Here is a 25,533-nt window from a genome sequence, read left to right as displayed (position 1 = left end):
CAGGGGGTGGGTCGGTTTCCGCATATCCAGACGCCGCGACCAAAGCAGGCCGACCCACCCCCAACCCCTCACTTCCAGGGAGGGGAGCATTGGTGAGCGCCGTCTCTAATGTGGACTTGAGCCGCCCCCTCATGCGACGCTCACCGCACAGGGAGTAGATAATGAGCAAGCTGGCGATGCGACGCGCGTGGTTCCAGGTCCACAAGTGGATCGGGCTGGTACTGGCGATCCTCATCATCCCGCTGTCGCTGAGCGGCGCGGCTTTGGTGTGGCATGACGCGCTCGATCGGATCGTCGATCCGGCGCGCTATGCGGTCACCGGCAAGACGGTGCTCGGCCCCGACAGCTACGTCGCCGCGGCGCGCGCGGTGCTGAGGCATGGCGAACGGATCGCGACGCTGACGATGCCCGATGACGGCGGCCCGGTAATCGTCGCGGCGACCTCGGCCAGCGTGCCGACCCGGCCAGGACCACCGCAGCGGACGATGGTCTATCTCGATCCACCGACCGCGCGCGTGCTGGAGGTGTCGCCGCCGAACGGCGGACTCGTTCGGTTCCTGCATGTTCTGCACGGTAGCCTGCAACTACCCGGCATTGGACGCTCGATCGTCGGCTGGATCGGCGTGGCGATGATGGTGTCGAGCTTTACCGGGCTATGGCTGTGGTGGCCGACGATGGGCAAGTGGACGCGCGGGCTTCGGTTCCGCCGGCACCGCGACGTCGAGACCAACCTTCACCACCTGTTCGGCTTCTGGATCGCGCTGCCGTTGTTCGTGCTGTCGCTGACCGGCGCGTGGATCTCGTTCCCGCAGGTCCTCGGAAAGCTCATCGGCGAGACGTCGCGGCCGAGAGGCGGTCCCGATCGCGGCGCGATGATGCGCGCGAAACCGCTGGCGTCGCCCGCGCAGCCTCTCGCGGTGGCGATCGGCAAGGCGCGCGGTATCGTCGATAATGCGCCGTTGCGGAGCATCACCTGGCCGACCGACCTCAGCGCGGACTGGACGGTGACGTTTCAGGGCGGCGGCGCGCCGATCGGGGTGAAGGTGGCGGACGACACCGGCGGCGCGACCGCGGCGCCGGCGCGGCCTCAGGGCGGTGTGGCGCGGTGGATGCGGCGGATCCACGATGGCACCGACATGGGTGCGCTGTGGCAGGTGATCATCTTCCTGGGCGGGATATTGCCCGCGGTACTGGCGGTGACCGGCGTTATCATGTGGTGGCGTGCGCGCAAGTGGAAGGCTGAGTTGGCAGCGCGGTGTGCAACGTAGCCAGTCTCCCTCGCCCCTTCGGGGAGAGGGAAGGAGGAGCCTCTTGGCGACGGGAGGGTGAGGGGAGTTGGGACTCGCGTTCCGAGCCTCACACCCCTCACCCTCCCACGCGCAAGAGCACGCGGGCCCCTCCCTCTCCCCGCAGGGGCGAGGGGTTAAGTTACCGCCCCAGCAACACCCGCGCCTGCCCGGCGATCTGCGCGAGCATCGCCGCGTTCGGCACCGCCGCGTGGCGCGCGCGGTCGATAACCGCCTTGAACTGCGCCACCCGTGCCGCGTTCGTCAGCAGCCATTTTTCGACCGCACCCTGCGGATCCTGCGCACCGCACCGCGCGAGAAACTCCAACCGCAGCTGCTGGAAATCGCGCGCAAGCCCGGCGACCAGCAACCGCTCCCAGGGATCGGTCGGACTGATCCGCGCCGCATTCGCCTGCGCCCAGTCGAGCCCCAGCGCCTGCCCGAGATGCGTGAACGCCCGCGTCACCACCGCCTCGTCGAGCGACATCCGCTCGCCAAGATCCGCCAGCCCGACTGCGCCGTCCATCTCGAACAGGCGAACGACCTTGCGCACCAGATCGCCTGGCGCACCGACCGCCTCAAGCTGCCCCGCGATGCGGCTGCTCTGCGCACTTGCTTCCTCGAGCAGCAACGCCGCAGTCTGGCTGTCGAGCTGCGTGATGCCCTTCGCCAGCCGCGCGAGGACGTCGCCCGGCACCGCGCCCGGCGCCGACACGCGCAGCAGGTCGGCGATCTGCGAACGGGTCGCCACGGCCACCTCGTCGAACAGCGCGATCCGCGCCGCCTCGGGCATCACCGCGGTCTCGATTTCCGCCCACAACGCGGGCAGATCGAACAGGCGCTCGGCGACGACGAACATCGCCGCGATATCGCCCATCGCCGCGCCTTCCTCTTCCGCCAGTTCGAACGGGTAGAGGATGCCCAATCGGTTGACGATCCGGTTGGCGAGCTTGGTTGCGACGATCTCGGGCCGCAGCCGATGTTCGTCGATCGCCGTCCCGAACCGCTCGCGCATCGCCGCCGGGAACGCGGCATGCAAATCCGGCTTCAGAGCATCATCCTTGGCGATGTCGCTGTGCTCGATCGCGTCCTGCAACCCGAGCTTGGCGGTCGCCAGCAGCACCGCGAGCTCAGGCCGCGTGAGCCCCAGCCCATCCTGGCCACGACGGAGCAGGATGTCGTTCGACGCAAGCCCTTCGACTGCACGATCGAGCCGCCCGGCGCCCTCGAAGATCTCGATCACGCGCACATAGCTCGGCACCGCGACCGCACCGTCCGCCTCGGCGATCGACAGCGCCAGCGTCTGGAGGCGGTTGTCCTCCAGCACCAGGTGCGCGACGTCGTCGGTCATGCTGGCGAGCAGCGTGTTGCGGTCCTCATAGTCGAGCCGCCCCTCGATCATCTCTCGGTTGAGCGCGATCTTGATGTTGACCTCGTTATCCGAGCAGTCGACGCCGGCCGAATTGTCGATGAAGTCGGTGTTGATCCGACCCCCGCGTGCCGAAAACGCGATACGCGCGGCCTGCGTGACGCCCAGGTTCGCGCCTTCGCCGATCGCGATCACACGCAGATCCTCGGCGTTGACGCGCAGCCGGTCGTTCGCCGGATCGCCGACCGCGACGTTCGGTTCCGACGCGGCCTTCACATAGGTGCCGATGCCGCCGAACCAGAGCAGGTCGGCCGGCGCCTTGAGGATCGCCGAGATCAGCGCGCCCGGCTCCATCTCACTCACCGTTACGCCGAGCGCAGCCTGCACCTGTGGCGACAGCTTCACGACCTTGGCGGTGCGCGCGAACACGCCGCCGCCCTTCGAGATCAGGCTGGCGTCGTAGTCCGCCCAGCTCGACCGCGGCAGCGCGAACATCCGGTTGCGCTCTTCCCAGCTCGCCGCCGGATCGGGATCGGGATCGAGGAAGATGTGGCGATGATCGAACGCCGCGATGACCTTCAGCGTCTTCGAAAGCAACATGCCGTTGCCGAACACGTCGCCCGACATGTCGCCGCAGCCGACGACGGTGATGCTTTCGCTCTGCACGTCGAGGCCGCGCTCGGCGAAGTGCCGCTGGACGCTCAGCCACGCGCCCTTGGCGGTGATCCCCATCGCCTTGTGATCGTACCCGACCGAGCCACCGGAGGCGAACGCGTCGCCGAGCCAGTAGCCGCGTTCAAGCGCGAGCGCGTTCGCCACGTCGCTGAACGTCGCGGTGCCCTTGTCGGCGGCGACGACGAAATACGGGTCCTCGCCGTCGAGGATCGTCACGCCGTCGGGATGCACGACCTTGCCTTCGACGATGTTGTCGGTGATCGACAACAAGGTGCGGATGAAGATCCGGTAGCTCTCGGTGCCCTCGGCCAGCCACGCGTCGCGGTTCGACGGGGCGGGGAGTTGCTTGGGATAGAAGCCGCCCTTCGCGCCGGTCGGCACGATCACCGCGTTCTTGACGCGCTGCGCCTTCATCAGCCCGAGGATCTCGGTGCGGAAATCGTCGCGACGATCGGACCAGCGCAGGCCGCCACGCGCCACCGGGCCGGCACGCAGATGGATGCCTTCGACGCGAGGCGAGTAGACCCATACTTCGCGCCACGGCACCGGGGCGGGGAGGCCCGGAATCAGATGGCTGTCGAGCTTGAACGCGAGCGCTTCCGAGGCGGCAGGCGTGAACGCGTTGGTCCGCAGCGTCGCTGCGATCAGGTTGCGATACGCACGCAGGATACGGTCGTCGTCGATCGCCGTGACGGCATCGAGCCCGGCTTCGATCGCCTGGTCCGCCTCGATCGCGTTGCCCGGGTGCTCCGGATGATGGACCGCGGTGAACCGCGCGATCAACGCGGCGGCGACCTTCGGTGCACGGCGCAGCGCGTCGACGACGGTGGTCAGGCCATACGGAAGCCCCGCCTGGCGCAGATACCGGAACCACGCACGGAACAGCACGATCGCCTCGGGCCGCATGCCGAGTTCGACGATCAGCCGGTTGAACGCATCGTTCTCGGCGGCGCCTTCCAGCACCGCTGCGATCGCGCCTTCGAGGACGGGGGCGTCGCTCTGCTGCGCGGCGTCGTTCGCTTCCAGCACGAAGTCATGCACGAACGGCACGCTGTCGTCGCGCAACCGCGTCGGCAGTTCGCCGATCACGCGGAAGCCGAAATTCTCCAGCACCGGGACCGCGTCCGACAGGGGGAGCGCCCCGCCGAGCTTGTAGATCTTCAACTGCGGATCGGCGCCGGCTTCGCCCGGAACAAGGCGCACGCCACGCGCGTCCGTATCGGCCAGCGCGGCGATCCGCTGGATATCCTCGGCGGCCTCGGCGGGCGTGCTGAGGTTGCGGTAGTTCTGCGGGAACGCCGCCGCCCATTTGAGCGCAAGACGCGCAGCGCGTGGCGGCGGCAACGTCTCGACCAGCGCAGCCTCGACGTCCGACACCCAGCCACGCACCATCCGCTGCAACCGCAGCGCGAGCGGCGCGACGTCGGGCATCCGGCCATCGCCGCGCAGATCGAGCGTGTAGCGGATCATCGCGACCTCGCCGTCCTCCAGCGCAATCGACCAGTTGAGCACGCTCGCATTCGCGGCCTCGGCCAGCATGTCGCCGATCGCGACCCGTCGGCCGGTGGTGACATCGTCGCGCGGCAACCACACGAACCCGAACAGATGCCGCCCGAGCGCCGATTCGACCAACACGAGCGCCGGCCGTGGCCGATCTGCGATGCTCATCGCGGTCAGCGCAAGGTCTTCCAGCGCATCGGGTGCGAACGCGATCACGAGGTCGTGCGGCAGCGCAGTGAACGCATGCGTTAGCGCCTTGCCGGCATGACCACGCGGATCGAACCCGAACTTTGCCTTCATCGCGGCAAGCCGCGTGCGCAACACCGGCACGTCGCGCGGCATCGCGGCGAGCGCGGCACTGGTCCACAGGCCGCTGTAGATCGACAGCCCGGCGACCGTCGCGCCCTCCATCACCGGTACGACGACCAGGTCGAGCGGCACCGCACGGTGGACGGTCGAGATCAGGTTCGACTTCAGCAACAACGGCGCGTCGTTGCCCGCCTCGAACCACTTGATCGCGAGTGCGCGCGAGGCCTCGGCAAGGATCGGCACGCGGTGTTCGTTGCGCGCAATACCGAGAGCAGCGTGGCCGCTCCCGTCACAATGCCAGATCTGATGCCCGAGCAGCGTCAGATGCCCGTTCAGGAACCACTGCAACAGCGCGGCACCTTCACCCTCGGGTAGCATCGCAATATCGTCGTCGAGCGCGGCTTGCATCGCGCGCCAGTCGCCCACAGCGGCACGGACGTCGGCCAGCACTGCGGTCAGATCCTCAATCAACCCCCGACGGTCACGCGCATCGGCGCGTTCCATCTCGAGATAGATCATCGATTCGGGCCGACCTGCACCCTGGCCATCCGCGTCGATCGCATGCAGCGTGCCATCGGGCGCGCGCGTCGTGCGGACGACGGGGTGGATGATCCGATCGACCGCGATGTCCTGCGCGCCGATCGCCGCCGCGATCGAATCGACCAGGAACGGCATGTCGTCGTTGACGATCGCAAGACGCATTCGCCGCCGCGTGTCGTCGCCACTGATCGGCTCGATCGCGATCGCTGGCGCACCGTCGTCGCGGTGCGCGGCAGTCGCGGCAACGAACGCCGCCGCCTGCGCGACCTCGCTCGCCCCGAAGTCCCTCAGTTCGCCCGGAAGGGCCCGTTCGGTCAACCGGCCTGCAAGGGTCTCGGTGAGCGTGTTCAACGATTGGTTCGCCATAGGTCAGGGCCTATGCGCCCCCCGTTCGCCTATCTCAACCCTTGTGGCAGGTGCGAAGGATTATGCTGCGGCGCACCTAAAACGCGGATCGCTCCACGGCTTCGATCGCCGCCAGGTCGCTGCCGAAGCCACTCAGAAAGCTTGCGAAACCGCCTGCCGGCACCTGATGCCGCTGGGCGTGACGCAGCACCGTCGCGAACGTCTCCAACCTAGCTGCCTCGAAATTCGCGCCAAAGACGAGCGCAACGATCTGCATCATCGCTTCCGCCCCACCCGGCACGCAAGCAGCAGAGAGAATCGCCGTGAAATTATCGCTATCCTGCTCGGCAGACACCGCGAGATCATGCGCCCGACCCAACGTCCTGTGGAGCGCCATCCGACTGCGCGCTTCAGCCGCGCGGACCTGCGCCGCGCTCTCACGCGCCATCGCCAGTTGCTCGCCGAGCCTTCCGACAAGCACATAGTCGGCGGGCAAGGGGTCATCCAGCACCAGTTCCTGCAAGGCAGCAGGCGTCGGCTCGGCAGGCATGATATCGAAGCCACCGCTCGGTCCATCCGCCCACACCTGCGCGGTCGCGCCCGAGCCATACGAGGTTGCGTGAACGGCGGCATCTAGCTCGGCCGACAGTGCAGCCTGCAAATCAGCGTCCGCGAGCTCCTTCCAATTGATGACGCCGTAAATGAAATCGATCGTCACCCCGCCAGACGCGAACGGCATCAGGATCCCGCGGTACAGCGTCGTCCGCCCCCGGCTGCTGACGAATTCCGCCTCGAAGCCGATCGGCGCACGATTGGCAATGATCTGCAGGTAATGATCGGTCAGCCGCGACAGCAGCGACCGGCTCGGCACGTCGGCGATCGTCGCGATCGGCCCCTCAAGCCCGCATTCCTCGCGCAGCGCGCGACCAAGATACGCGATCTTCGGATCGCCCATGCCGTGACTGAAATCGAGCAGCACGCTGTGCGGGCCGAAATCGGTGATCGTCTCGGGCTCGAGGTCGGCGATCGAAGGATAGGGGCGGTCCTTCAGCAGCGACACCCAATGGTTATAGGCGCGCACGTGCATCCGCCGCTCGTCGCCGCCGAGATCGAACATCACGTCGTTGACGCCCGCATCGGTCGAATCGGACGCGCCGGTATGCGCAGCCGCCCGTGGCGGAGCCTCCGCAATCGCCACGCCATCCGCGCCCGCTACGCGTCCATCCTCTACGCTGCGCGCCGTCGTCATGCCCAAAGATCCCCGTATCGTCGCCCCGCTTGTGCACCGCGCTTGGTAAACACAGAGTAAACTCGCAAACCGCTTGTCAGCCCGCAAAACCGCTGGTAGTTGCCGCCCCCTCGACCGGATACATCCGTCATCGGGCCGCTTTAGCTCAGCTGGTAGAGCATCGCATTCGTAATGCGGGGGTCACAGGTTCGAGTCCTGTAAGCGGCACCATCGACAAGTGGTTGATTTACCTCACATTTTTCTGACTCCAGCCGACTTTTCGGCAACGCCGATTCCGGTAGGGTTCCGGTGCGTCGAGCCCGGAGCCAGCTTCTCGATCTTGGCGATGATGCGATTCAGGGCGCGCACGACGGTGGGGAATTCACCGATCGCATAGACCTCGGTCTGGCTTCCGTCGCGGTGGCCCATGAAGCCTTCCAGATCCCACTTCTTCGCGCCGTTGTTACGGACGAGGGTCGCGAGGCTGTGGCGCAGCAGGTACGGACGCCACTCGCGGCCGGCAGGCATGTCGAGGTTCGTCAGCATCGTATCCCAGGCGCGATCGACGTCCTGGATGGCACGGCCGTGATAGTTCACCAGCCAGCCCCTGCCGGCGCGCTCCGGTATCGGCAGCGCCATGTACGTCTCGTATTCCTCGCGCAGCCAGCGATCGAGCAGCGGCAGCACCGGCAGGACGGCGCGATGTTTCTTATTCTGTGTGCGGCCTTGCGGGTTGAGGTCGAGCGTCGGAGCGCCCGGCCACCATTGCTCGCGATCGGGGGCGACGTTTATGTCGACGACCGCACCAGGCCGCGCGATCGTGCAGACGGAGGCGACGAGGAATGCATGTAGCGAACCGCGCTGACGATCGGGCTCGGCCGCGTAGGCGAACATCTTCGCCAGTTCCTCGACACCGATTCGTGTGCGGCGCTGGCGTTGCACCTGGCGGGCGGGGAGGGGCTTGTAGATCGGCCGCTTATCGGAGCGCGCCGGCTCCGCGTTGGCGGCATGATTCAAGACGGCAATAAGCTGCGCGATCGACGCCTCGGTCGCGGCCGGCGAGCGCGGGCGCGATACGGTGACCTCGCCCTTGCCGTTGCGCCATTCGACTGGCTGCAACCGGGACCAAGCGCGAAAGGCATTTACGAAGACGGTGCCGCACGCTGTCGCGCAGCTCGTCGAGTGGCCGAACCGACCTTCCGCGCCAAGCGCCTGCTCCGCGTCGAGAAACGCCACGGCGTGCGCCAGGCGGCCCGAGATCGTGTCGGCCGATGCGCGCGTGTTGCCCCACTCGATCTTATAGTCTGCGATAGCGTCGGTCAGGAGGTACGCTTGCGCCTGAGCGAGCGGTTGACCGCATGCGTGACAGAATGCCGGCGCTTCGCCCTTGTCGGCTAGGTAGACCTTGTCGAGCTCCAGAATGGCCGCTGCTACGTCGCTTGTAGCCGTCGACGTGCTGCGCTCGCGTCGCGTTCCACTGTCGTACCACCAGATGTATAGATTGGGGCTCCGAAGGGTTCCGTCAGCCCGTTCGTCGTGGGCGAGCCAGTATTTCCCTCTTTGGTAGACCGGCGGAGTGCGTCGCGGCATTGTGTCTGTTCTTTCAGGTAGTCGGCTACGGCGCGATTGATGATGTCGAAAAGTCCGAGGCTTCCGAGCAGATCGAGGTCGGGGGACTCGATTCGGACGCCTTTCCCGACGTCGGCCGCTCGCATCAGCTTGCGGGAGAGTTTGATCAGTGACGGGGCGTTCATCAGCCCTTTGCCTCTGCAAGCACGGCGCGCAGCTTGGCGGCATGCTCCAGCATTTTGTTGCCGCGGGTTTCGAGCGACTTTGCCGTGAGCAGAAGGTCAAGGTTAGAGATGCCGCGTTCGGCATTGAGTTTGAAATTCACGTTGCGCGGGGTAACGCCCAAGATGTCTGCCAGCGTCTGCTTCTTCCCTCCGAGAATTTCGTAGGCAGTTTGTAGCCCCATCATGCGTGGCATCTCGATCGGGAAGCCGCGCTGTTCCCGGTTTGGGGAACAGTTCGTTGGCTGTGACGATGGCTGAGACTGGCGAGCTTCGGAGGGAGCGGCGCTGATCATCATGGAGATCCTGTTGGTGCGAGGGGATCGAGCGGTCGCGCCAGCGGCTGTTCTTGTAGAAAGCGTTTCGCCAAGAGCGGAGAGCGGGTCAGAACATGGGCGGCGGGCGTCGCTGGATCGGGTTGAGATCCTTGGCGAGGCAGAGAACGGCTTGTCCGTCGTCGAAGCGGACCGAGGCGAAAGCCTTGCGGACGGCCAGGACGTCGCACTGCTTCCCGACGCGGCCGAGCCCTTGGAAGAGGGCACGGTCGCCGCCACAGACTGCGACGTCGCCCACGTCACGAGCGGGCCGCTTTTGCGAACGGCGTCGCGGGCAGGCGTGTGAATGCAGGCTCGACGTTGCCAAGTGACAGCCGGCAAATCCGGCTCCACTGCGGCGCGAGCGACGCGCGCAGCACACCGATCGCCGTCGCGCCTGCGCTACCGAACACGGTCAGCGCCAAGCCTGTGAGGACATCGTGCAGCATCAGCGACGTCGATCCGATGTGCCGGCGACGAGCATGACGATCGCAACGGGGATCCAGATGACCGCGAGCAGGATCGCCAGGACGATCTTGGCAATGCGGCGGCGGCGCATGGCGCGCTCGAGCTGCGTCGCGCTGGTGGCGACGGCGATCACTGGCAGCACTCCACCGGCGCGGTGTCGGGCAGGCATGCGGTGCAGGCCTTGTCGGTCGCCCAGGCGCACGCGCCATGCTCGTCACTGGTGCAGGGATCCCACAGGCTGCAACCGCAGCCACGGCAGATGCGGGGGTGGCTGTCGACCGGATCGGTAGCGAGCTGGCGGTAGACGTCCGGATCGAACGGGAAGACGCTGCGAAGGGCTTCCAGGGTCTCGGGGTGACGTGCCGTATTACCGGGCGTTTCCAGCACGTAGATCAGGTCGAGCGCAGGTGCGACCTCGTCGGCGTTCCGCGCCAGCATGCCGGCGACTTCCTTAATCGACATGCCAGCCGCCTCGCGGCGCAGGCGGATGTACGTCGCAGGCGTCAGAGCCGCGGCGCTGGCGGTCGCGGCGCGCTCGCCTCGCTGCATCGGCATCGTGAATGTACGCGGGAAGACGTGCATCATCGGGCATTCCTTTCGACAAGGGGGTAGCGGTGCCGGAAGCGGGTGCTTCCGGATGGCGGGGGGATGGTTCAGGACGTTTGCGGCCGAGGCCGCGGGGATCAGGTCACAGGATCAGGTTGGGGAGGGCACGACCTCCGCCGCGTCAGGCTGATCGTCGTTGGCAGGCACCCGTTGGTCATCGTTCGCGGGCTTTGAGCGCCAGTCGCCTTCCGGCAGCATCGCTGAGATGATCGGGTTCGGCTTCATGCTCGGCCGCACGGTGCGGTAGATTGCAAGCTGAGCCACGAAGGTGCAGCCGCAATCGGGGTCCTGGCAGACGTAGCGAAGTTCGCGGGTCAGCACGTCAAGCTTGTGGGAATCGTAGGCGATCGAGCGTGTCTGGCAGTGTGGGCACACCGTTGCGGGTACGCGCGGCGTGTAGTTTCTCTTCGTCTTAGTCACTGATGGGTCCCCCCGGATTTCCCTGCGCTCGCCGGATGGCTGGACGGAGGAAACTGGCGAGGCGCCGTCGTAGCGGGCGCGCAGCATGCTCAACCTGTTGCGCCTCGACCAGCGCGCGATGGATCGCGCGCGAGGAAGCGCCGGGCTGAGCGGCATGAAATAGGGCTTCGGTGGCTTCGGCAGCCTCGCGAACAAACGCGGCCGACTCTGTAACAAGACTGCGGCGGCAAGCGTCTGCGTCGTTCAGCGCGCTCTCAAGCTGCTGGGCGAAGGCATCACGGAATGGCGCATCCTCACCGCCGGCAAGACGGTATGCACGGTCGAAAGCGAGCGCGAGTTCAAGAGACGGCAGTGTGCCAGTGTCTTTGTTACCCCAGTCGTAGATCGTGCTCTCGGCATACGTACGGCCTGATGCCACGGTTGCGACGCGCAAGGTCTCGTCCACGCCAAGTGCTATTCGCACTGTCGTCATAGCATCCGCGAACGTGTCTGGCATGCGAGGCTTGGTCATCGCGCGGCCTTCGACTGGAAAACGGCAGCGCGATTACAATCGACCAATGCGTCAGACGTGCGGTACGGATGCGGCATGGTGCTGGCAGGAAGAGGGGGGCGGCCGATGCTGATCAGTGCGGCAGCAGCGTCTTGAGGTATCGTGCGATCAGGCCAGTTGGCCGGCACACGAAACCAAGCGGCGAACTTTTCGAGATTGCCTACCGAGAAGGTTTTTCCCTCGCGGAGACGATTGAAGAACGCGCCGCTGTTAACGACGATCGTGGCCACGCGCGAAAGCGATTTACCGCCCCAACGAACGACTTCGGCGTCGTACGAATCGGCGACCGTTCGCAATGCGTTCTCGTATGCTGCGCTCATAACGCATACTTACGTCACGTATGCAGCACGCGTCAACGTAAATATTCCGCATGTCATGCGTCACGTCATGCGTCATGAGTGCAGCATGAGGAAGAACGTACCTGACGTCTTGAAGGAACGACTATCGGCAAAGATTGCCGAGAAGAATATGTCGGCGCGGGAGGTCTCGATCGCGGCGTTGAATAAGCCAGATGCGATCCGCGCTATACTCGCAGGCCACATGCCCGGCCTCGACCGACTGGACGCTATCGCAGAGGTTCTAGACACCACGTCGGATTGGCTGCTGGGACGTGACCAGGGCATCGAACGAACCATTCCCGAGGACGGCAACACGTCCGAAGCGGCGCTCCGACGCTTGCCGAAGACGCTACCGATCTACGGTAGCGCTTTAGGTGCCGACCTTTCCTTTCCGGATGGAAACGGGATCGTAGTGAATGTGGAGCAGACCGAGGTTCACATGGCTGCACCCACAGATTTCATGGCTCGGCCGATCGGCGTCACAGGTAGGCCGGACCTCTATGTCGTTCTGGTTTCGGGGCACTCCATGGAGCCGCGGTACGATTCGGGACGGCGCGTGCTGGTTGACCCGAAACGATCGCCCGGCGTTGGCGACGACGTCGTCGTGCAGCTGCGCGGTCCGACGTTCGACGGCGAAGAGATTCGGCATGTGCTGATCAAGCAACTGGTTCGCCGTAGGCCTGGCGTCGTCGTGTTGCGGCAGTTCAATCCGATTGTCGAATTCGAAGTGCCGAACGAACAGGTTTCGTCAGTCCATCGCGTGATGCCGTGGGACGAAGCTTTGGGGTTCTAATTCGTCCAAATCAAACGGGGGTTATGATGATGGAATTGTCTGGTGACGTAGCGCGTTTAATCGAAAAGCCTGCGGTACTTCCTTCGTTAATTCACGGGGATGCGCCCGAGACAGTTGAAGCCGTCCATCTGGATGACGAAGACGGCGTTCCGCAAGCTATCGCCGGGTTCATCTGCATCATCGAATATGCCGACGCGAACGGCGAAGTGTCCGAGCGCTTGATATCCTGTCGTCGATACGAAGTGCACAACGATAACCCGCGAGTTGGCGCGATCTGTTTACAATCTAGCCGCTACAAACTTTTCCGCTGTGATCGCATACTGGAAGTCAGCGACGCTCACACCGGCGAAGGCCTTGGTAACGGTACGTTCTTCGAGCAGTTCGTCGTTGGTGCAACCAAGCCGAAAGCCGAGACATGGAACACGACATCGCAACGTAAGTCGCTAATTGTTGCGGGGCTCAACGTTCTGTCATTTATGGCTCGCTGTGATGGCGTCTGGCATCCGCTAGAAGAACAGGTGATCGAGGATTTCGTCTGTACCTTGTGGATGCGAAAGGAATGGGAGAACGATCCCCCAATCGACAAAATCTTAGCACACGCGCGCCGCTTAGCTCCGGATGGTGACGTCTTCAGATCCGCCATTGCTCAATATGCACATAGCAACACGTCGGCGGCGGTCCTCAATCGTTTCGTGCAGCGGGTCATTGCTGCGGACGGTGTCATCTGTGCTGATGAGTATCACTGGTCGATGCAGTTTGCCGAACTGCTCGAAGCTGCCCGCCTGGCCGAGGCAGCAGCAAGGACAGCTAAGCCGCTTCCAGCTTAAGCCCTGTAGTATAGCCGCGGTCGCCGAATGTGTGATTCACTTCGGCTACCAACCAACTTACGCCATCGATCGCCGCCTTGTACCCGGTAACGTTCGCTTTTGTTTCCGGATGAATGTCCGGGCGACCTAGTGCCAGCGTAAGGGACATCGAGACCGGTTCGCGGCCGGCGCGACCGTTTGCGGCATTGGCCGCGGCCTGGGCGTCGGCCTCGTTACCGTAGACCTTAGCGAGCGTTTTCGCTCCGTCCGCCTTGCCGGCGACGAAGTGCTGCCGTTTAGCCGATTTGCGGTCATGCCATGTTGCTTTCACGCCGGGCACATCTTCGCGCTTCTGGCGACTGAATTGATGCGCGTCACCGTCGCGACGCGCGATCGTGACCGTTCCGATCGCCTTGCCGGTGGCCGTGACGCCAGCCGAGATTGGTGAGAATATGAGGACGCCCCGAGCGATCTTGGCGACCGCGCCACGCTCGCGGCCGAGCCGGCGCAGAAACGCCAAATCGCTTTCCCGGTTCTGTGCCTTCGACTTGATCGCGATCCCGGCGAGAATAGCGGCGCAGCGCGGCGTAAGGCCATGATGCTTTGCCACATCGCTTACGATCGTTCCTAGTGTTGTACCGTGCCAGCTCTTCTCTCGCCTGGTCTTCAGGTCGCTAGTGAAGTCGGCGGAGCGCGCGCGGATCGTGATCAGGTCGGGCGGGCCGCCATGCGCGACCTCGTCGACGATGAACCATCCCTTGTCGACCAGGCCGGGCGTGACGTCGCTGCCCTGTTTCCAGCCGAGCCAGACGTGGATCTTCGAGCCCGTCGGCGGGAGCGCGACGGTGCCGTCGGTATCGTCGATAACCAGATCGAGCTGGTCGGCTTCCTCTCCACGTTTCTCGCTGATCCCTAGCGAGACGAGGCGGCGGCGTGGCGGGCGGCCGTTCGGCTGCGGCACCTTGCCTTCTAGGACTGGCGTAATGTCCTTGCCGTCGACGACGACACGAACCGCTGCGATATTGGAGATCATGCTACGTCGCTATCGACGCGAAGGAGGTCGATAGCGAAATCGATCTTCCGCGGCGTACCATCCGGAAAGAAGACTTTGCCACGGTCGTCGATACCGGTGATGACGTAGGAGCCGTAGACATAGCCGCGCCCGTCGACCAGCGACCAGGCATCGCCAGTGTCCGCCATGCGGCGCAGCTCGTCGATCGAAACCCGTCCGTCCGCAATCTCCAGATAGACGGATCCGGGCAGCGCGATCGTCTCGACGCCGGGGCCGGTGAACTGGGTGGCGTCACGCGCTCCGATCCTCGTCGACGTGGCGTGACGCCAGTCGGCACGGCGGGCGATCTCATCGAACGCCAGCGTGTCGATCGAGAAAGCGAACAGGCCAAGTGCGAGCAGCATTAGACGGTCTCGTAGTCAGGGGTGTCAGCAAACGACGAACGGCCACGCGCAGCCGTCTCTCGATCCCGTCGGTCGAGTTCGTCTGCAACGGCGCGGGCAAGCGCCTGGCTGTCTTGTCCCGGCTGCTGATTGATATGAATCACGTAGCTAGGCGAGGAAGCAGCTGCGTTGCCCGCGGGTGCGGACGTCGCGCTGCCGGCACCGGCCACCGCCATCGCTGGGATCGCACTGCCAGTGACCATCGCGGCGGTAAGGCGACTGGATAGGCGATCCATGCGCCTGACGGGTTCGCCTTCCTGCGCGGCGATGCCGTTCGTCAAGCCGTCGACGATGTGACCGCCGAAGCCCATGAAGACGCGGCTAGGTGACTTGATGCCCAGCGCTTTTCGGAAAGCACCGGAAGCGGTGCTGGCAACGCTTGTGACTGCAGAGACCACCCAGCGCAGCCCGCTCAACAACCCGTTGACCAGGCCCTGCATCATGTGACGGCCGGCTTCGGTGAGGCGTGCCGGCAGTTGAACGCCGAACAGGCTGAGCAGGGCCGCGACGCCCCTGTAGACCAAACCTACCGGACTGAAGTTGAGCAGCATGCCGGCGACGCCGGCAATGCCACCGGCGAACCCTGCCTTGATGCCGTTCCACACGCCAGCGAACCAGCCGCTGATTGCGCCCCAGTTGGCGTAGATCAGGTAGGCTGCGGCGCCGATCGCGACGATACCGGCGACCACACCCAGGGCGATGCCGATCACTGGCAGCATACCGATACCAAGCGCGCCGGCGGCGAATGCCAGTGCGGAGAACGGCGCGACCAGGCCCGCGATAACGATCGCACCGCCGCCAAGGATGAAGAACAGGCCGGCAAATGCCGCAGCACCTACGGCGATCGCCTTCGTCGCATTCGGATACCGGTTGGCAACATCACCGATCCAAGTCGCGAACGCATTGGCCCGTTTAACGACGGCGTTCACGGTAGGCAGCAGCTGCGACCCGAGCGTAATAGCCAGCGTGGTCGCATTGATCTTCAGCTGCTTCGATTGCTCGGCCGAGTCCTTCATGCGATCGGCAAAGTCGCGATCCGTTGTGCCGCCCGCCTTCGATGCCTCGGCCCGGATCTCCCGGAATTCCTCCATGTTTTGGATCAGGGGGCGAAGGCCCTGCTGCACCTGGGCGTCTTCGAACAGATACCCTAGCTTCGACAGGTCGCCTTTGAGCGTCTTGTTCGTTAGCTCCGCGATGGCCTCTAGAGGGGTCTTCCCTTCGCTGTACGCCTTTTTCAGCGCCTTCGGGAGATCCACGCCCATCTTTTCAAATGCTTTGTTCGTCGCCGGGGACGCGATCTTCTGAAGGATGTTCGCGAGGTTAGAGCCTGCAGATGCGGCGTCGCCGGCACCCTTGCGAGCGATCTGCAGCCCGGCAGCGAGATCCGCCACGGCACCGACGCCCGTTTGACCTAGGCCCTGATACGCGGCCGTCAGCGCCGGGAAATATTGCGCCATATCCTTGATCTCGAACGCACCCGCCTTGCCTGCACTGGCCATGACGTCGATGATCTTACCGGTCTGCGCGACCGGCACCTTCAGGTTGTCGGTTGCGGCGAATGCGGCAGCAGATAGATCCGCAATTTCCGCCTTATACGCCGTCGCGGCTCGTCCGATCGGCGTCATCATCTTCACCGCGTCGGGGACTTTGGCACCGAGGCCAGCAAGCGCGTCGACGCCAGCCTGCAGATCCGCTGGCATTTGGTTCGCGGCTCGAGCCGAGACCAGCAGGTTGCGGCCGAGTTTATCCGACGCGGCACGCGATAGATCGGCCTTCTGACCGATATCCGTCATCACGGATTGGTATTCCTGCGCCGCCTTGATGCTGCCGATCAGCGGGGTAGCCATCGCCATGCCCGTGCCGATCGCCGCGGCACCGCCAGCGGCGAGGCCGGTCGCCACCCCTTGCATGCGGGCGAACCGTGCGCGGCCGGTTGCCATGCGACGTTCGCGATCTGCGAGGCGGCTTACGCGCCGTTCCTGCTCCGCGACCTCTTGATTGGTTTCCCGGGCGCTGTTTCGGAGGTCACGTTCATGGCGTGCCAGGTCCGTCGTAGCCACGCCGGCCTCTCGCAGACGATCACGGAGCGTGCCCAACTCGCGCGTCTCGGCCTGGTGCTGGCGTTCGAGCTTTGCCGCCTCGGCCTTCGCCTTTGCGAACTCGCGGGTCATGGCACGCGTGGGCTCTGCGGTTTCGGCCATCTGGCGGCCTAGCGCCGAAGCCTTTTGGCGGGCCGATTGCATCTGCTGCTCGGTCGAACGCAGGCCAGCTTTCAAAGCACGGAACCCGGCGATGTCGCCCTGCGCCCGCTCGATCGCTTTCAGGCTATCGCGGGTCAGCCGAAGCGCCTGCGCCGCCTTCGTCGATCCACCGGCGATGGCGCGCAAAGGGCCGGTGACGCGGTCACCGGCCTCCAAGAGCATCCGAATGCGCAGGTTACGGTCCACGCTATTTTCCTTCGGGGTTGTGGCGGCGAGCGGCGCGGTTGCGCCATTGCATCAAGTCGGGAACCGCCAGCGCGTCCATCGCGTCAGGTGGCCAGTGAAAGACGAAGGCGATATCCGCCATCGGCTCCTCTACATGCTCTGGGAAAGCGCTTCCTTCGTCGCAGTCGGTAGCAAAAAATCGACCAGCACCCCTGCGACTTGCATGACGTCCGCGGGATCCATCTGATCAATCAGATGGGGATGCAGGATCGGCTGGGTCACGCGTGGGGCAACGAGCGCGACCTGGTTGAAATCCATACGGACCAGGCCCCCGAGATTCGCGCCGCGCAATGCGCCAGCCATCGGCTTGCGAACATGAATCACCGTGCCTGCCGTCAGCACGACCTTGTCAGCAACGACGACATCGTATTCGAGAGTGATATCACCTGGCGCGCCGGCCGGGGCGGGGGTCGAGTTGTCGTTCTGGTTGTCCATCGTACGTTTCCTGTCAGGTCTTTTGAGTAGGCTGGGTCAGCGCGCCGGGGCGACGGCGCGGCCGGCGAATGGCGGTCACGCCGTCACAGGCCCATTGCGGCGCGGTGTTCGGCCATCAGGTCGACGCCACCGACGATCTCGATCATGCCAAGAACGTCGATCTCGATATCGACGACGTCGTTCCAGGACAGCTTGTAGTAGCTGAGCTGGCTCTTGACCTTGAACTCGGTATCCTCGCCGGGCTTCCATTCGCCCATGTCAATTTCTTCGTGCCGGCCGCGGGTAACGATCTCGACCACGTCGACCGCGCCGGTATCGTCGTTCTGATGCGAACCAACGAAGCGCTGCTGGACGCCAGACAAATTGAGCTGGCCGTACTGGCGCAAGATGTCACGCATCGGACCGCCGTAGACCGCCTCCATTTCGAGGGCCTCGCCGCCCATGTCGACCTTGACCGGGCGACCCATGCCACCGCCGCGATAGTCTTCGAGCTTGCGGACGAGTTTGGGGATAGTGATCGAGACGGTTTCACCGATAAAGGCGGTGCCGTTGTTGAACATCATCAGTTGCTTGAGCTTGCTGGGGAACGCCATCGCGTCGACCTTTCGTGCGTGAGGTGGGTTTAGTTGCCGGCGACCAAGCTGGTGAAGTCGGCAAAGAACTCGTCGGAGATCTCCTGCTCGATCCCGAGGGCCTCCAGCGGCGGTACGAAGGTGTAGCGGAAGCCAATCATCAGCTTGCCGCCCTTCAGCTGGTCGACCGGGTTCTTGGTCGCGTCGAACACCGCGACGGCACCGAGGATGCGGCCGGCGCGCTTTTCCTGCCGGAACTTCTCGTTGATCTGCTCGACGATGTCCTTCGCCAGGCTGGGCAGCAGCGGCTTGTCCATCGCCCACACCAGGCCGAGCGCGACGGTGTCGGCAAGGATGTGTGCGGTGCGGCAGGCGCTTTCGAACACGAAGTCGCTGGCGGGTGCGGCGCAAGTGCGGTTGCCCCAAAAGCGCAGTTCGCCCGCGATACGCACGACGGTGACCAGCTGGGACGCGTTCAGCACGTTCGCGTCGCAATCGGGGTCCTGAATATCGAAGGTCACATCTGCGGCCAGGCCGTCGACCTCCGGCAGTGCGACGTTCGACAGCGTCTTGTGCCAGCCCTGTGTCTGGTCGATCGCAGCGCGTGCGCCCATGGCGATGGCCGCGACCGGCACGCCGATGCTGGCACCGTCCACGCCATAAGGCGCGGTTACGCTTGGCCAGAGCAACGTCAGCTCGCGCGCGTCGGGGAACAGGGCGCGGTGGGCGATGGCCTCGCCGCGGTCGTTGCCGATCGCGTACGCGTAGACGCGGGCGCGGAGGCGCTTAGCGACGGTGACCATCGCCTTCGTGACCACCTCGCTTTCGAGACCAGGTGCGCCGATGATTCGGGGATGCAGGTTCAACTGGGCCGATGCGGTGAGCAGCGCCTGCATGCCGGTTTTCACGCCAGCAACGTCGGTACCAACGACCGCGGTCGCCGTCGCTGCCGGCGTACCACCAGGCGCAACGCGTACCACGACGATCGGCGCGTCGACCTGGCCGGCGATGGCCTTCAGCGCGGCGCGCAGTGTGCCATCCGCGCCGGCCTTCTCGATTGCGTCATCGATGTTCGTGACCGAGACCGCGGTGTCGAGCGGGAACGCGCCGGCCACCGCGGCCGGTGCGGTGGCAACCAGGCCGATGACGGCGGTGGCGACGGTGACGATCGAGCGGCGCGAGGTCTTCACCTCGTTGACGTTGATCCCGTGGAGGAAGCTCATGTGCGGACCTTTCAGGCGAGCGCCGACAGGGCGCGGACGGTGGACGAGTGGGTAAAGGCGGGTGCGCCGGGCACGTCGGTGCGACGACCGGTGATCGTGAGGACGGCCGACTGCGGGAGTTTTCCCGGCGAAAGCACGACGCGGGAAAGCCGCGCGCGGCCTTCCTGACGGAGCAGCGCGTGCGCCGCGGCTGCAATGATCCGGACGCGGCCGACTTCGTTGTTCGGCTGGTCGATCAGCTTGGGGACCTCCGAGCCATAGTCGCGCCGGCCGACGCGGGTGCCGACCGGCGTTTCAAGGATGTCGTCGATCGACTGTCCGAGGTGATCCCCGCCAGCCAGGCTCTTGCCGGTATGGCGATCCATGCCGATCACTGCGGCTTACCCGACAGCCCGCCACCTGGCTGGACGCCAAGGTGTACGTGATCCTTGAGGCTCTTGCCCGCGCCGACGACGTCGGTGTCTGCCGTGATCGTGCCGGTCGACTTGATGTTTCCGTCGACAGTCATGTCGCCTTTGAACTTGAGGCCGCCATCGGCATCGATCCGCAACGTCGCGCCGGCTGGCAGGATGGCGGTCAGCGCGTGGGAGTTGGGATCGTAACCGATGCGTGCGCCGTCCTTGTATTCGGTCAGCGTTGATTCGTCGTTTGCCGGGCGCGGATGCGCGTCGCTCGACAGGCTGCCGATGATCACGCCGCGCGCGGTGTCGGCTTCGGGGGCAAGGACCATGACCTGTTCACCGATCGCGGGCGGCGAGTGGGTGCGCGTGGATCCGGCTCGGCTCTCAAGCCACGGAATGTCGCCGGTCGTCAGTTCGTCTGCGAATTGCACGCGCGCGGTGCCGGCAGCGTGGTCGACCGATACGACCACGCCTTCGCGCGCAAGATCGCCAATGAGGCGCTGTGTATCGGCATGTTCGGCCATAGCGGCGACCATGCGCGGGACGTTTCGAGAGGCGAGGCCCCGCTCTTGTAGAAATGGTTTCTACAAGAGCGGGCATCGGTCTTTCCTCAGTAGACGGCGACTGGCGTCGGACGCGCGGCCATACGCGCCTTGCTCCGCGCGTAGACCGCATCCAGTTCGGAAGCGGTGGTGGAGCGCGGAATGCAGATCAGTTCCGCAATCTCCAAACCGAAGCCGGTGCCGGCATAATAGCCTTGGCCGATGGCGATCTTGGGGGGCGTCGCCAGCATATTCTTCGCCTGCTTCGCGGTATAGGTCGTCGGAGCAGGCCCGCCCCAATACACGAGACGATCGCCGGCCGTAGCTTCACTCATTGCGACAAAGGCATAACCACCGTCCGCTACCCCGGCGGGGGCCGATGCGGCAATCGCGGAGCCGGGGCGCGTCGTGGCGACATATCCGGGAATGGTTGCGTTGGTGCCCTGAAGGAACAGGCCCGAGCCTCCCGACAAGCCGCTGGGGCTCGAACCTGCGAACAGCGTCCCGAATACGGGAGACGGGTTACCGGCGCCCGACGAGCTTTTGTTGACCTTGATGACAGCGCAAAGCGTCTGGTCCCGGCTTTCCGTTACCGGCGTGATAAGGCCAGTGCCGCTCGCTGCGGACAGCACGATCGAGCTGGTTCCCAAAGCCCCGCTCCCGCCCAGCGTTGCCGTGACGACCGCACCGGTCCCGCTCGACGTGATGGCCTTCACTGTTGGCGCGGTCACATAGCCGGCCCCTGGGCTGATGATGTAGACGCCCGAGATCGCACCCGCAGTTGCGAACCACATACCGGTAGCTTGCGTTGTCGCCCCGCCCCCGGTGAACTCCAGAACGCCGGATGCTTCGTACCCGCTGCCGTTGTTGCCGTTGAGCGCAAGCGCGATGTTCTGCTGCAGCTTTGCCCCGGAGATCAGATCGGAAAGGTCCGAGCTGTCGGTCCCGAAGACCCAGTTGTAGGATGCCAGTTGCTCATACGGCAGCGTGATTACAGGCGTCAGCGATGCCGCGGTTAGGGCGTATGCGGAAGCGCCTGGCATTACGAGACCGGCCTGAATTGCAATAGGTGCGGAGGGCATTGATAAAGCTCCTGTGAGATCAATCGTTGTAGTTTAGGGGGCGAGCGCCAAGCGAATGCTCGAAGGCGGCGATGCCAGCGGCCTCGCCAATTTCTTCGTATCCAGCGATCACGTAATGAAAGCTGTCCATCATCAGATTGCGCTCTGCGAAATACTTGGTCCCGGTGTGGACCAGGTGCATATTCGTCTCGGTTGCCGCCAGACTGTTCTGCGCCGCGCGAATGGCTGCGTATTCGGGCGTGTCTCCGGTGTTCTTCGTGCCGATCCGGATCATCAGGAGCGGGACCTTCGGCCCCATGAAGGCGTCGTGACGCGCCTTCAGATCCTTGCCTGCAGCCACCCAGGTCGACGTCGCAACCGCGTTGTCGCCATCCGTCTCGCCAATTTGCATAACGGTGCAGGCACCGACGATCGGCAGCTTCTTAGCTGCGGCATCCGCAAGCGCTCGCGTGAGGTCTGCCTTCGCCTGGTTCCAGTTCGAACCGTTATCCGCCCAACCGGTGAGCAACGACGTGCCGCCCGATGCGGAATTGACCACGATCACGCCGATCTTGCCGCGGCTGGCCCGCTGGATGGCCTTCGCCATTGCCGGCAGCGATGAGCCTCGCCCCGGATCGGCTATGGCGGTTCCGTCGTTCCCGGTGGGATCAGCCAACAGATCGAGGTTAGCGGCCGAGCGCACGTACTTGTACGCCTGACCTGGTTCGAACGTCTGAGGCGACTTCGCCATGGCGCGGCCGGCTGTGTTCGATTGACCGATCGCCCAGATTAAAATGTACCCGGTCGGTTTGACGCCTGCCAAATTCGTGCCGAACTGGCTGAGGATCCAGCTAACGAAATGGCCGCGGTAGTAGCTGACGCCATCGGCCGGAGCGCTATCGGCACCCAACAGCTCGTTGCTTGCACCGTCGATCCAGAACGGCGCGCGCGTTGCTACGCCATTCCAGGAGAAAAGGGTCGAAAGCGACGCGAGCTTCGACATGAGCGACTTGGTGCTGAGGATATTGTTCTTCAGCCATTCGATGAAATGGCCGCGATAGTAGCTGACACCGTCCACCGGGGCGCTGTCTGCGCCGAGCAATTCGTTGTTGTTGGTATCCAGCCAAAAGGGCGAACGGGTGACCAACCCCGACCAATAGACGACGCGCCCCAGCGGCTTGAGCTTGCTGCCAAGGGCGGCAGCCGTGACGACGTTGCCCTTTAGCCAGTCGATGAAATGACCTCGATAATAGCTTGTGCCATCGGCCGGCGCGCCATCCGCGCCGAGCAGCTCGTTCTTGCCGCCATCCACCCAAAACGGTGCGCGGGTAGCAGTGCCGAGCCAATTCAACAGAGCAGAGACCGGCGCTAGTGACCTACCGACCCGCGCGGTTGCGCCCTCCGCGGTTGCGAGGCCGAATTCCAAGCTTGTCCCGTTCGGCCGGGCGATATCTCGCGACATCGCGACGGGGAATTCGCCACCCGGAAGGATGGTATCGGGGGTCGAAACCGTCATGCGATTATCTCCAGATTTGCCACAGTGCCGACGGCCAGGCGGTTGCTGAGGAGGAAGTCGGCATATTGCTCGACCCTCCCGAATGCGTTGGTGTGGTTGCGCAGCGTCTTGGTGGGGGCGACGGCGAACCCGTTGACCTTGATCGCGGATGGATCGGGCAGCGAGGACGGCTGCGAATACCAGAGGAAGCCGCTTGCCTGGACCGTCACCGACAGCGTTCGCGCTACACCCTCGGCCCACCACGACAAGGCCATGCCGTTCGCTTCGGTCGACGTGATAGCCGATGCCTTGTCGACGATGCCGGCATGCCCCTTCTGGCGGAAGCGGAGTGTGGCGGTCGCCGACTTCGTGCCTGCGGTAGATCCGGCCGGCGCGTTGGCATCGGTGGAAACGAGGGTGAACGTGGTGTCGGTCGTCAGGTTGGCGGTGACGGTGGCGGCTCGATCGTTGGCCGTTACAGCCGTCGCCGCACCGCCTGTACGCGTAACCGCCTGGACAGTCGGTTGTGCTCCGGCGATCGTCCAGGCGAGCGCGGTGCTGGCGATGGTCGCACCGATCTCTGCGATCGACGGGTTCGCATTGAAACCGCCGATCGTCAGCCCTGCATAGTCGAGACGAGCAGTCACGTTCGCGAGCCTGTCCGCTAGATCTGCCGCAGGATCCCGCGCGACGCGCGCGATCGCGACGTCGGGTAGATAGTTTTCCGCCCCGATCGCGGTGATGACGAAGTCAGTCGTCTGCGTGATGGCATTGGGAAACGCCTGCGCCTGCAGCGCGCTATCCACGAAATCAGCGACGGCGAGATCGCCGGCACCGTCGCCGTACATATGGAGCAAGTCGTAAGAGCCATCCGCCCGTCGGCGCAAATTGCGGGGCGTGAACCCCTTGGCGACGTCGTCAAGCGCCTCCGGCGAGCCGTCGTTACGATCCTGCAGGAACTTCAGGAACGAACGTCCGTCAGCATGTCGCGCCATAAGGCCGGGAAACATCGCGGCCGTGCGCGCATTCGCGGACTCCATGGCAGTGTATGGCGTACCGGGGCCGCGCGCGAGCCAGTTGTCGCCCTCTGCCGTATTGGCCGACGGGATGATCGGGATCAGTATGACACGGCAGCCGCGCGCCTGCAGGAATGCGACGATCAGCTTCAGATCGACCCACATCTGCGGGTTCGTATAATCCCCGTAGGCGTTCGCAACGCCGCTGAAGAAGTAGTTGTTGCCGATCCAGATCGGACAAATGCGACCCGGCACCGATAGAGCGAAGTCAGGCACGAACGTCACCGGGCCGTCGAACGTGATCGCCGTTTGCCCTGGCGCCTGCGTGACGACGTAGGCGAAGCTCGCACCGTTCGGGGCGGAAACCGTCGCGCGGCGCGTGACGCCATTGCGCGTAAGGTATCCGCTCATCGCCATGCCCGACACGACCGAGGCGTCGCCGGTCGTCAGGAACGCTGCCGGGTTGTTGCCGTCGATCGCCGCGCCGTTGATCAGCGACACGGCAACGCTTCCGTTCGCCGGAACCGCCCCGGCAAGCGTCAACACGATCGCCTTGGCACCGACGCGGTAGACCATCCGCCAGTCGGACGAGTAGCGCGCCACGCTGATCATGAGCTGGCGGTATCGAGCGGAAAGCACCTGCGACCATCGATTGAGGACGTCGGTGCTGTCCGTCAGGCTGTTACCGATGAAGGCATAGGGCTGCGCGAGCGAGTAGTTGGGAAACTCCATGCGTTGCGCCTGGCCGTCGAGCGTGACCGTGTAGGTGCCCCACTTGACCAGGTGCCCCGCCGGCCGTCCGGTCGTCTTCCATTCCAGATAGCCGCGCGGGTTCGCATCGCTGTTGATCGCGACAGCGCGGGGGCTGACGATCTTGATGGCGGTCGCCTCGAGGAAGCTGCCGGCCGTCACTACCTGCTTGCGGTAGTTGATGACGAAACGAACCTGCACCTGGCCATTGGTCGTCGGCGCACCGAGCGCCACAGTCTCGGGCAGGTAGGGCGCGCTGTAGGTGTAGCCGATGTCACCGGCCTGGACCTCGGCAACGGTAAGCGCTGCGTTCGCCGGCTGGATCGCGAGGACGTCGCCGGCACGCAGAGCAATGGCAGCTGCCAGCGGGATCCGGCGATCGGTCCGCGCCCCGGTGGTGGCAAACGTGGAGAGGCTCACACGCACGAGCGCGTTGAGCGGCCCTCGGTACACCGCGAGATTATTGATACCTGCGGCTCGATCGAACAGGTCGATCGCGACCAGACTGCCGGGGTCCTCGACCAGATGATGCCAATAGATCGCACCGATGCCGACCGGCGTTCCGTCGATCAGCGCGACGCCACCTGGTCGGCCGATATAGGCAACATCGTCGACCTTCAGATTATCGACGGTGCCGGCCACAGCGCCGGCGACCAGGCCGGCGACGTTGGCGCGCATAGTCTTTCCGCCTTTGACGACAGGGACCAGCTCGTTGCCGTCCGGATCGTTCAGCGCGGGGAGTTCGGAAATCTTCGCCATG

The 25,533-nt window shown here is 64.7% G+C and carries 28 protein-coding genes and 1 tRNA gene; 6 read left to right on the top strand and 23 right to left on the bottom strand.

The features are described 5' to 3' along the window. The first annotated feature begins 161 nt into the window (after window positions 1-161). Window positions 162-1,268, top strand: coding sequence for a PepSY-associated TM helix domain-containing protein (locus tag J4O76_RS02300; protein ID WP_426280014.1), 1,107 nt, complete (start codon window positions 162-164; stop codon window positions 1,266-1,268). Between the two features lie 160 nt (window positions 1,269-1,428). Here the strand turns inward: J4O76_RS02300 and J4O76_RS02295 are convergent, their stop codons facing one another. Together J4O76_RS02295 and J4O76_RS02290 are read right to left on the bottom strand one after the other, a co-directional pair. Further along, window positions 1,429-6,045, bottom strand: a complete 4,617-nt coding sequence (locus tag J4O76_RS02295) for an NAD-glutamate dehydrogenase (RefSeq protein ID WP_426280012.1) — start codon at window positions 6,043-6,045, stop codon at window positions 1,429-1,431. 76 nt (window positions 6,046-6,121) lie between these two features. After that, the gene (locus tag J4O76_RS02290) at window positions 6,122-7,273 is read right to left on the bottom strand and encodes a PAS domain-containing protein (RefSeq protein WP_426280010.1); all 1,152 of its coding nucleotides are present in this window, start codon (window positions 7,271-7,273) and stop codon (window positions 6,122-6,124) included. Window positions 7,274-7,407: 134 nt separating this feature from the next. On the opposite strand from J4O76_RS02290, the gene J4O76_RS02285 reads away from it, so the two are divergent. After that, window positions 7,408-7,483: transfer RNA gene (locus J4O76_RS02285), tRNA-Thr, on the top strand. A 21-nt stretch (window positions 7,484-7,504) separates the two neighbouring features. On the opposite strand, the gene J4O76_RS02280 is transcribed toward J4O76_RS02285, so the two are convergent. Beyond that, the gene (locus J4O76_RS02280) at window positions 7,505-8,842 is read right to left on the bottom strand and encodes a hypothetical protein (RefSeq protein ID WP_426280008.1); all 1,338 of its coding nucleotides are present in this window, start codon (window positions 8,840-8,842) and stop codon (window positions 7,505-7,507) included. Between J4O76_RS02280 and J4O76_RS02275 the strand changes: the two genes are divergently transcribed. Beyond that, the gene (locus tag J4O76_RS02275; protein ID WP_426280006.1) at window positions 8,842-8,994 is read left to right on the top strand and encodes a hypothetical protein; all 153 of its coding nucleotides are present in this window, start codon (window positions 8,842-8,844) and stop codon (window positions 8,992-8,994) included. The two genes, J4O76_RS02280 and J4O76_RS02275, sit on opposite strands and share 1 nt — an antisense overlap. 11 nt (window positions 8,995-9,005) lie before the next feature. Here J4O76_RS02275 and J4O76_RS02270 read toward each other — a convergent pair whose 3' ends face one another. From J4O76_RS02270 to J4O76_RS02235, 8 genes are all read right to left on the bottom strand, one after another. Next, window positions 9,006-9,341, bottom strand: coding sequence for a hypothetical protein (locus tag J4O76_RS02270; RefSeq protein WP_426280004.1), 336 nt, complete (start codon window positions 9,339-9,341; stop codon window positions 9,006-9,008). An 85-nt stretch (window positions 9,342-9,426) separates the two neighbouring features. Beyond that, window positions 9,427-9,615, bottom strand: a complete 189-nt coding sequence (locus J4O76_RS02265) for a hypothetical protein (RefSeq protein ID WP_426280002.1) — start codon at window positions 9,613-9,615, stop codon at window positions 9,427-9,429. 1 nt (window position 9,616) lies between these two features. Beyond that, window positions 9,617-9,805, bottom strand: a complete 189-nt coding sequence (locus tag J4O76_RS02260) for a hypothetical protein (RefSeq protein WP_426280000.1) — start codon at window positions 9,803-9,805, stop codon at window positions 9,617-9,619. Next, on the bottom strand, window positions 9,805-9,957 hold the full coding sequence (locus J4O76_RS02255) for a hypothetical protein (protein WP_426279998.1): 153 nt from the start codon (window positions 9,955-9,957) through the stop codon (window positions 9,805-9,807). The genes J4O76_RS02260 and J4O76_RS02255 overlap by 1 nt, the downstream gene beginning before the upstream one ends. After that, window positions 9,954-10,409, bottom strand: coding sequence for a hypothetical protein (locus J4O76_RS02250; protein WP_426279997.1), 456 nt, complete (start codon window positions 10,407-10,409; stop codon window positions 9,954-9,956). The genes J4O76_RS02255 and J4O76_RS02250 overlap by 4 nt, the downstream gene beginning before the upstream one ends. A gap of 111 nt (window positions 10,410-10,520) precedes the next feature. Continuing rightward, complete coding sequence (locus J4O76_RS02245; RefSeq protein ID WP_426279995.1) at window positions 10,521-10,850, bottom strand: ogr/Delta-like zinc finger family protein; 330 nt, start codon at window positions 10,848-10,850, stop codon at window positions 10,521-10,523. Then, window positions 10,843-11,361, bottom strand: a complete 519-nt coding sequence (locus J4O76_RS02240) for a hypothetical protein (protein WP_426279993.1) — start codon at window positions 11,359-11,361, stop codon at window positions 10,843-10,845. The genes J4O76_RS02245 and J4O76_RS02240 overlap by 8 nt, the downstream gene beginning before the upstream one ends. Then, the gene (locus tag J4O76_RS02235; protein ID WP_426279991.1) at window positions 11,358-11,630 is read right to left on the bottom strand and encodes a hypothetical protein; all 273 of its coding nucleotides are present in this window, start codon (window positions 11,628-11,630) and stop codon (window positions 11,358-11,360) included. Before J4O76_RS02235 ends, J4O76_RS02240 begins: the two co-directional genes overlap by 4 nt. On the opposite strand from J4O76_RS02235, the gene J4O76_RS02230 reads away from it, so the two are divergent. Together J4O76_RS02230 and J4O76_RS02225 are read left to right on the top strand one after the other, a co-directional pair. After that, complete coding sequence (locus J4O76_RS02230; RefSeq protein WP_426279989.1) at window positions 11,623-12,531, top strand: LexA family transcriptional regulator; 909 nt, start codon at window positions 11,623-11,625, stop codon at window positions 12,529-12,531. The genes J4O76_RS02235 and J4O76_RS02230 overlap by 8 nt on opposite strands. A gap of 23 nt (window positions 12,532-12,554) precedes the next feature. Continuing rightward, window positions 12,555-13,358: a hypothetical protein gene (locus tag J4O76_RS02225; RefSeq protein WP_426279987.1), complete on the top strand. Its 804-nt coding sequence runs from the start codon at window positions 12,555-12,557 to the stop codon at window positions 13,356-13,358. Here the strand turns inward: J4O76_RS02225 and J4O76_RS02220 are convergent. Genes J4O76_RS02220 through J4O76_RS02210 form a run of 3 tightly spaced genes read right to left on the bottom strand, consistent with a single transcriptional unit; the run spans window position 13,339 to window position 16,639 of the window. Next, window positions 13,339-14,370 (bottom strand): contractile injection system protein, VgrG/Pvc8 family, encoded by a 1,032-nt coding sequence (locus J4O76_RS02220; protein ID WP_426279985.1) that lies wholly within the window; start codon window positions 14,368-14,370, stop codon window positions 13,339-13,341. The two genes, J4O76_RS02225 and J4O76_RS02220, sit on opposite strands and share 20 nt — an antisense overlap. Continuing rightward, complete coding sequence (locus J4O76_RS02215; protein WP_426279983.1) at window positions 14,367-14,753, bottom strand: phage tail protein; 387 nt, start codon at window positions 14,751-14,753, stop codon at window positions 14,367-14,369. Before J4O76_RS02215 ends, J4O76_RS02220 begins: the two co-directional genes overlap by 4 nt. Continuing rightward, window positions 14,753-16,639, bottom strand: coding sequence for a phage tail tape measure protein (locus tag J4O76_RS02210; protein ID WP_426279981.1), 1,887 nt, complete (start codon window positions 16,637-16,639; stop codon window positions 14,753-14,755). The genes J4O76_RS02215 and J4O76_RS02210 overlap by 1 nt, the downstream gene beginning before the upstream one ends. A gap of 57 nt (window positions 16,640-16,696) precedes the next feature. Here J4O76_RS02210 and J4O76_RS02205 point away from each other — a divergent pair, with 57 nt between their 5' ends. After that, window positions 16,697-17,005, top strand: coding sequence for a hypothetical protein (locus J4O76_RS02205; protein WP_426279979.1), 309 nt, complete (start codon window positions 16,697-16,699; stop codon window positions 17,003-17,005). A gap of 235 nt (window positions 17,006-17,240) precedes the next feature. Here J4O76_RS02205 and J4O76_RS02200 read toward each other — a convergent pair whose 3' ends face one another. The 9 genes from J4O76_RS02200 to J4O76_RS02160 form a co-directional block, all read right to left on the bottom strand. Further along, complete coding sequence (locus J4O76_RS02200) at window positions 17,241-17,360, bottom strand: GpE family phage tail protein (protein WP_056063779.1); 120 nt, start codon at window positions 17,358-17,360, stop codon at window positions 17,241-17,243. A gap of 8 nt (window positions 17,361-17,368) precedes the next feature. Next, window positions 17,369-17,713, bottom strand: coding sequence for a phage tail assembly protein (locus J4O76_RS02195; protein ID WP_426279977.1), 345 nt, complete (start codon window positions 17,711-17,713; stop codon window positions 17,369-17,371). 83 nt (window positions 17,714-17,796) lie between these two features. Further along, entirely contained in the window at window positions 17,797-18,306 is a 510-nt protein-coding gene (locus J4O76_RS02190) for a phage major tail tube protein (RefSeq protein WP_426279975.1), read from the bottom strand. Window positions 18,307-18,335: 29 nt separating this feature from the next. Further along, complete coding sequence (locus tag J4O76_RS02185) at window positions 18,336-19,508, bottom strand: phage tail sheath subtilisin-like domain-containing protein (protein WP_426279974.1); 1,173 nt, start codon at window positions 19,506-19,508, stop codon at window positions 18,336-18,338. A gap of 11 nt (window positions 19,509-19,519) precedes the next feature. Further along, window positions 19,520-19,873: a GPW/gp25 family protein gene (locus J4O76_RS02180; protein WP_426279973.1), complete on the bottom strand. Its 354-nt coding sequence runs from the start codon at window positions 19,871-19,873 to the stop codon at window positions 19,520-19,522. A 5-nt stretch (window positions 19,874-19,878) separates the two neighbouring features. Beyond that, window positions 19,879-20,445, bottom strand: coding sequence for a phage baseplate assembly protein V (locus J4O76_RS02175; RefSeq protein WP_426279972.1), 567 nt, complete (start codon window positions 20,443-20,445; stop codon window positions 19,879-19,881). Window positions 20,446-20,519: 74 nt separating this feature from the next. Beyond that, complete coding sequence (locus J4O76_RS02170) at window positions 20,520-21,533, bottom strand: hypothetical protein (protein ID WP_426279971.1); 1,014 nt, start codon at window positions 21,531-21,533, stop codon at window positions 20,520-20,522. Between the two features lie 19 nt (window positions 21,534-21,552). Next, window positions 21,553-23,028, bottom strand: a complete 1,476-nt coding sequence (locus J4O76_RS02165) for a sialate O-acetylesterase (RefSeq protein WP_426279970.1) — start codon at window positions 23,026-23,028, stop codon at window positions 21,553-21,555. Then, window positions 23,025-25,532 carry a hypothetical protein gene (locus tag J4O76_RS02160; protein WP_426279969.1) on the bottom strand — a complete coding sequence of 836 codons (2,508 nt, stop codon included), beginning with the start codon at window positions 25,530-25,532 and terminating at the stop codon, window positions 23,025-23,027. Before J4O76_RS02160 ends, J4O76_RS02165 begins: the two co-directional genes overlap by 4 nt. Window position 25,533: the final 1 nt, after the last annotated feature.

Origin of the sequence: Sphingomonas sp. NFX23 (assembly GCF_049887795.1) — a bacterium.
In the GTDB taxonomy this organism is placed as follows: domain Bacteria; phylum Pseudomonadota; class Alphaproteobacteria; order Sphingomonadales; family Sphingomonadaceae; genus Sphingomonas.
The sequence above is the reverse complement of the archived record's forward strand: the minus strand, read 5'-3'. Positions and strand labels throughout refer to the sequence as shown.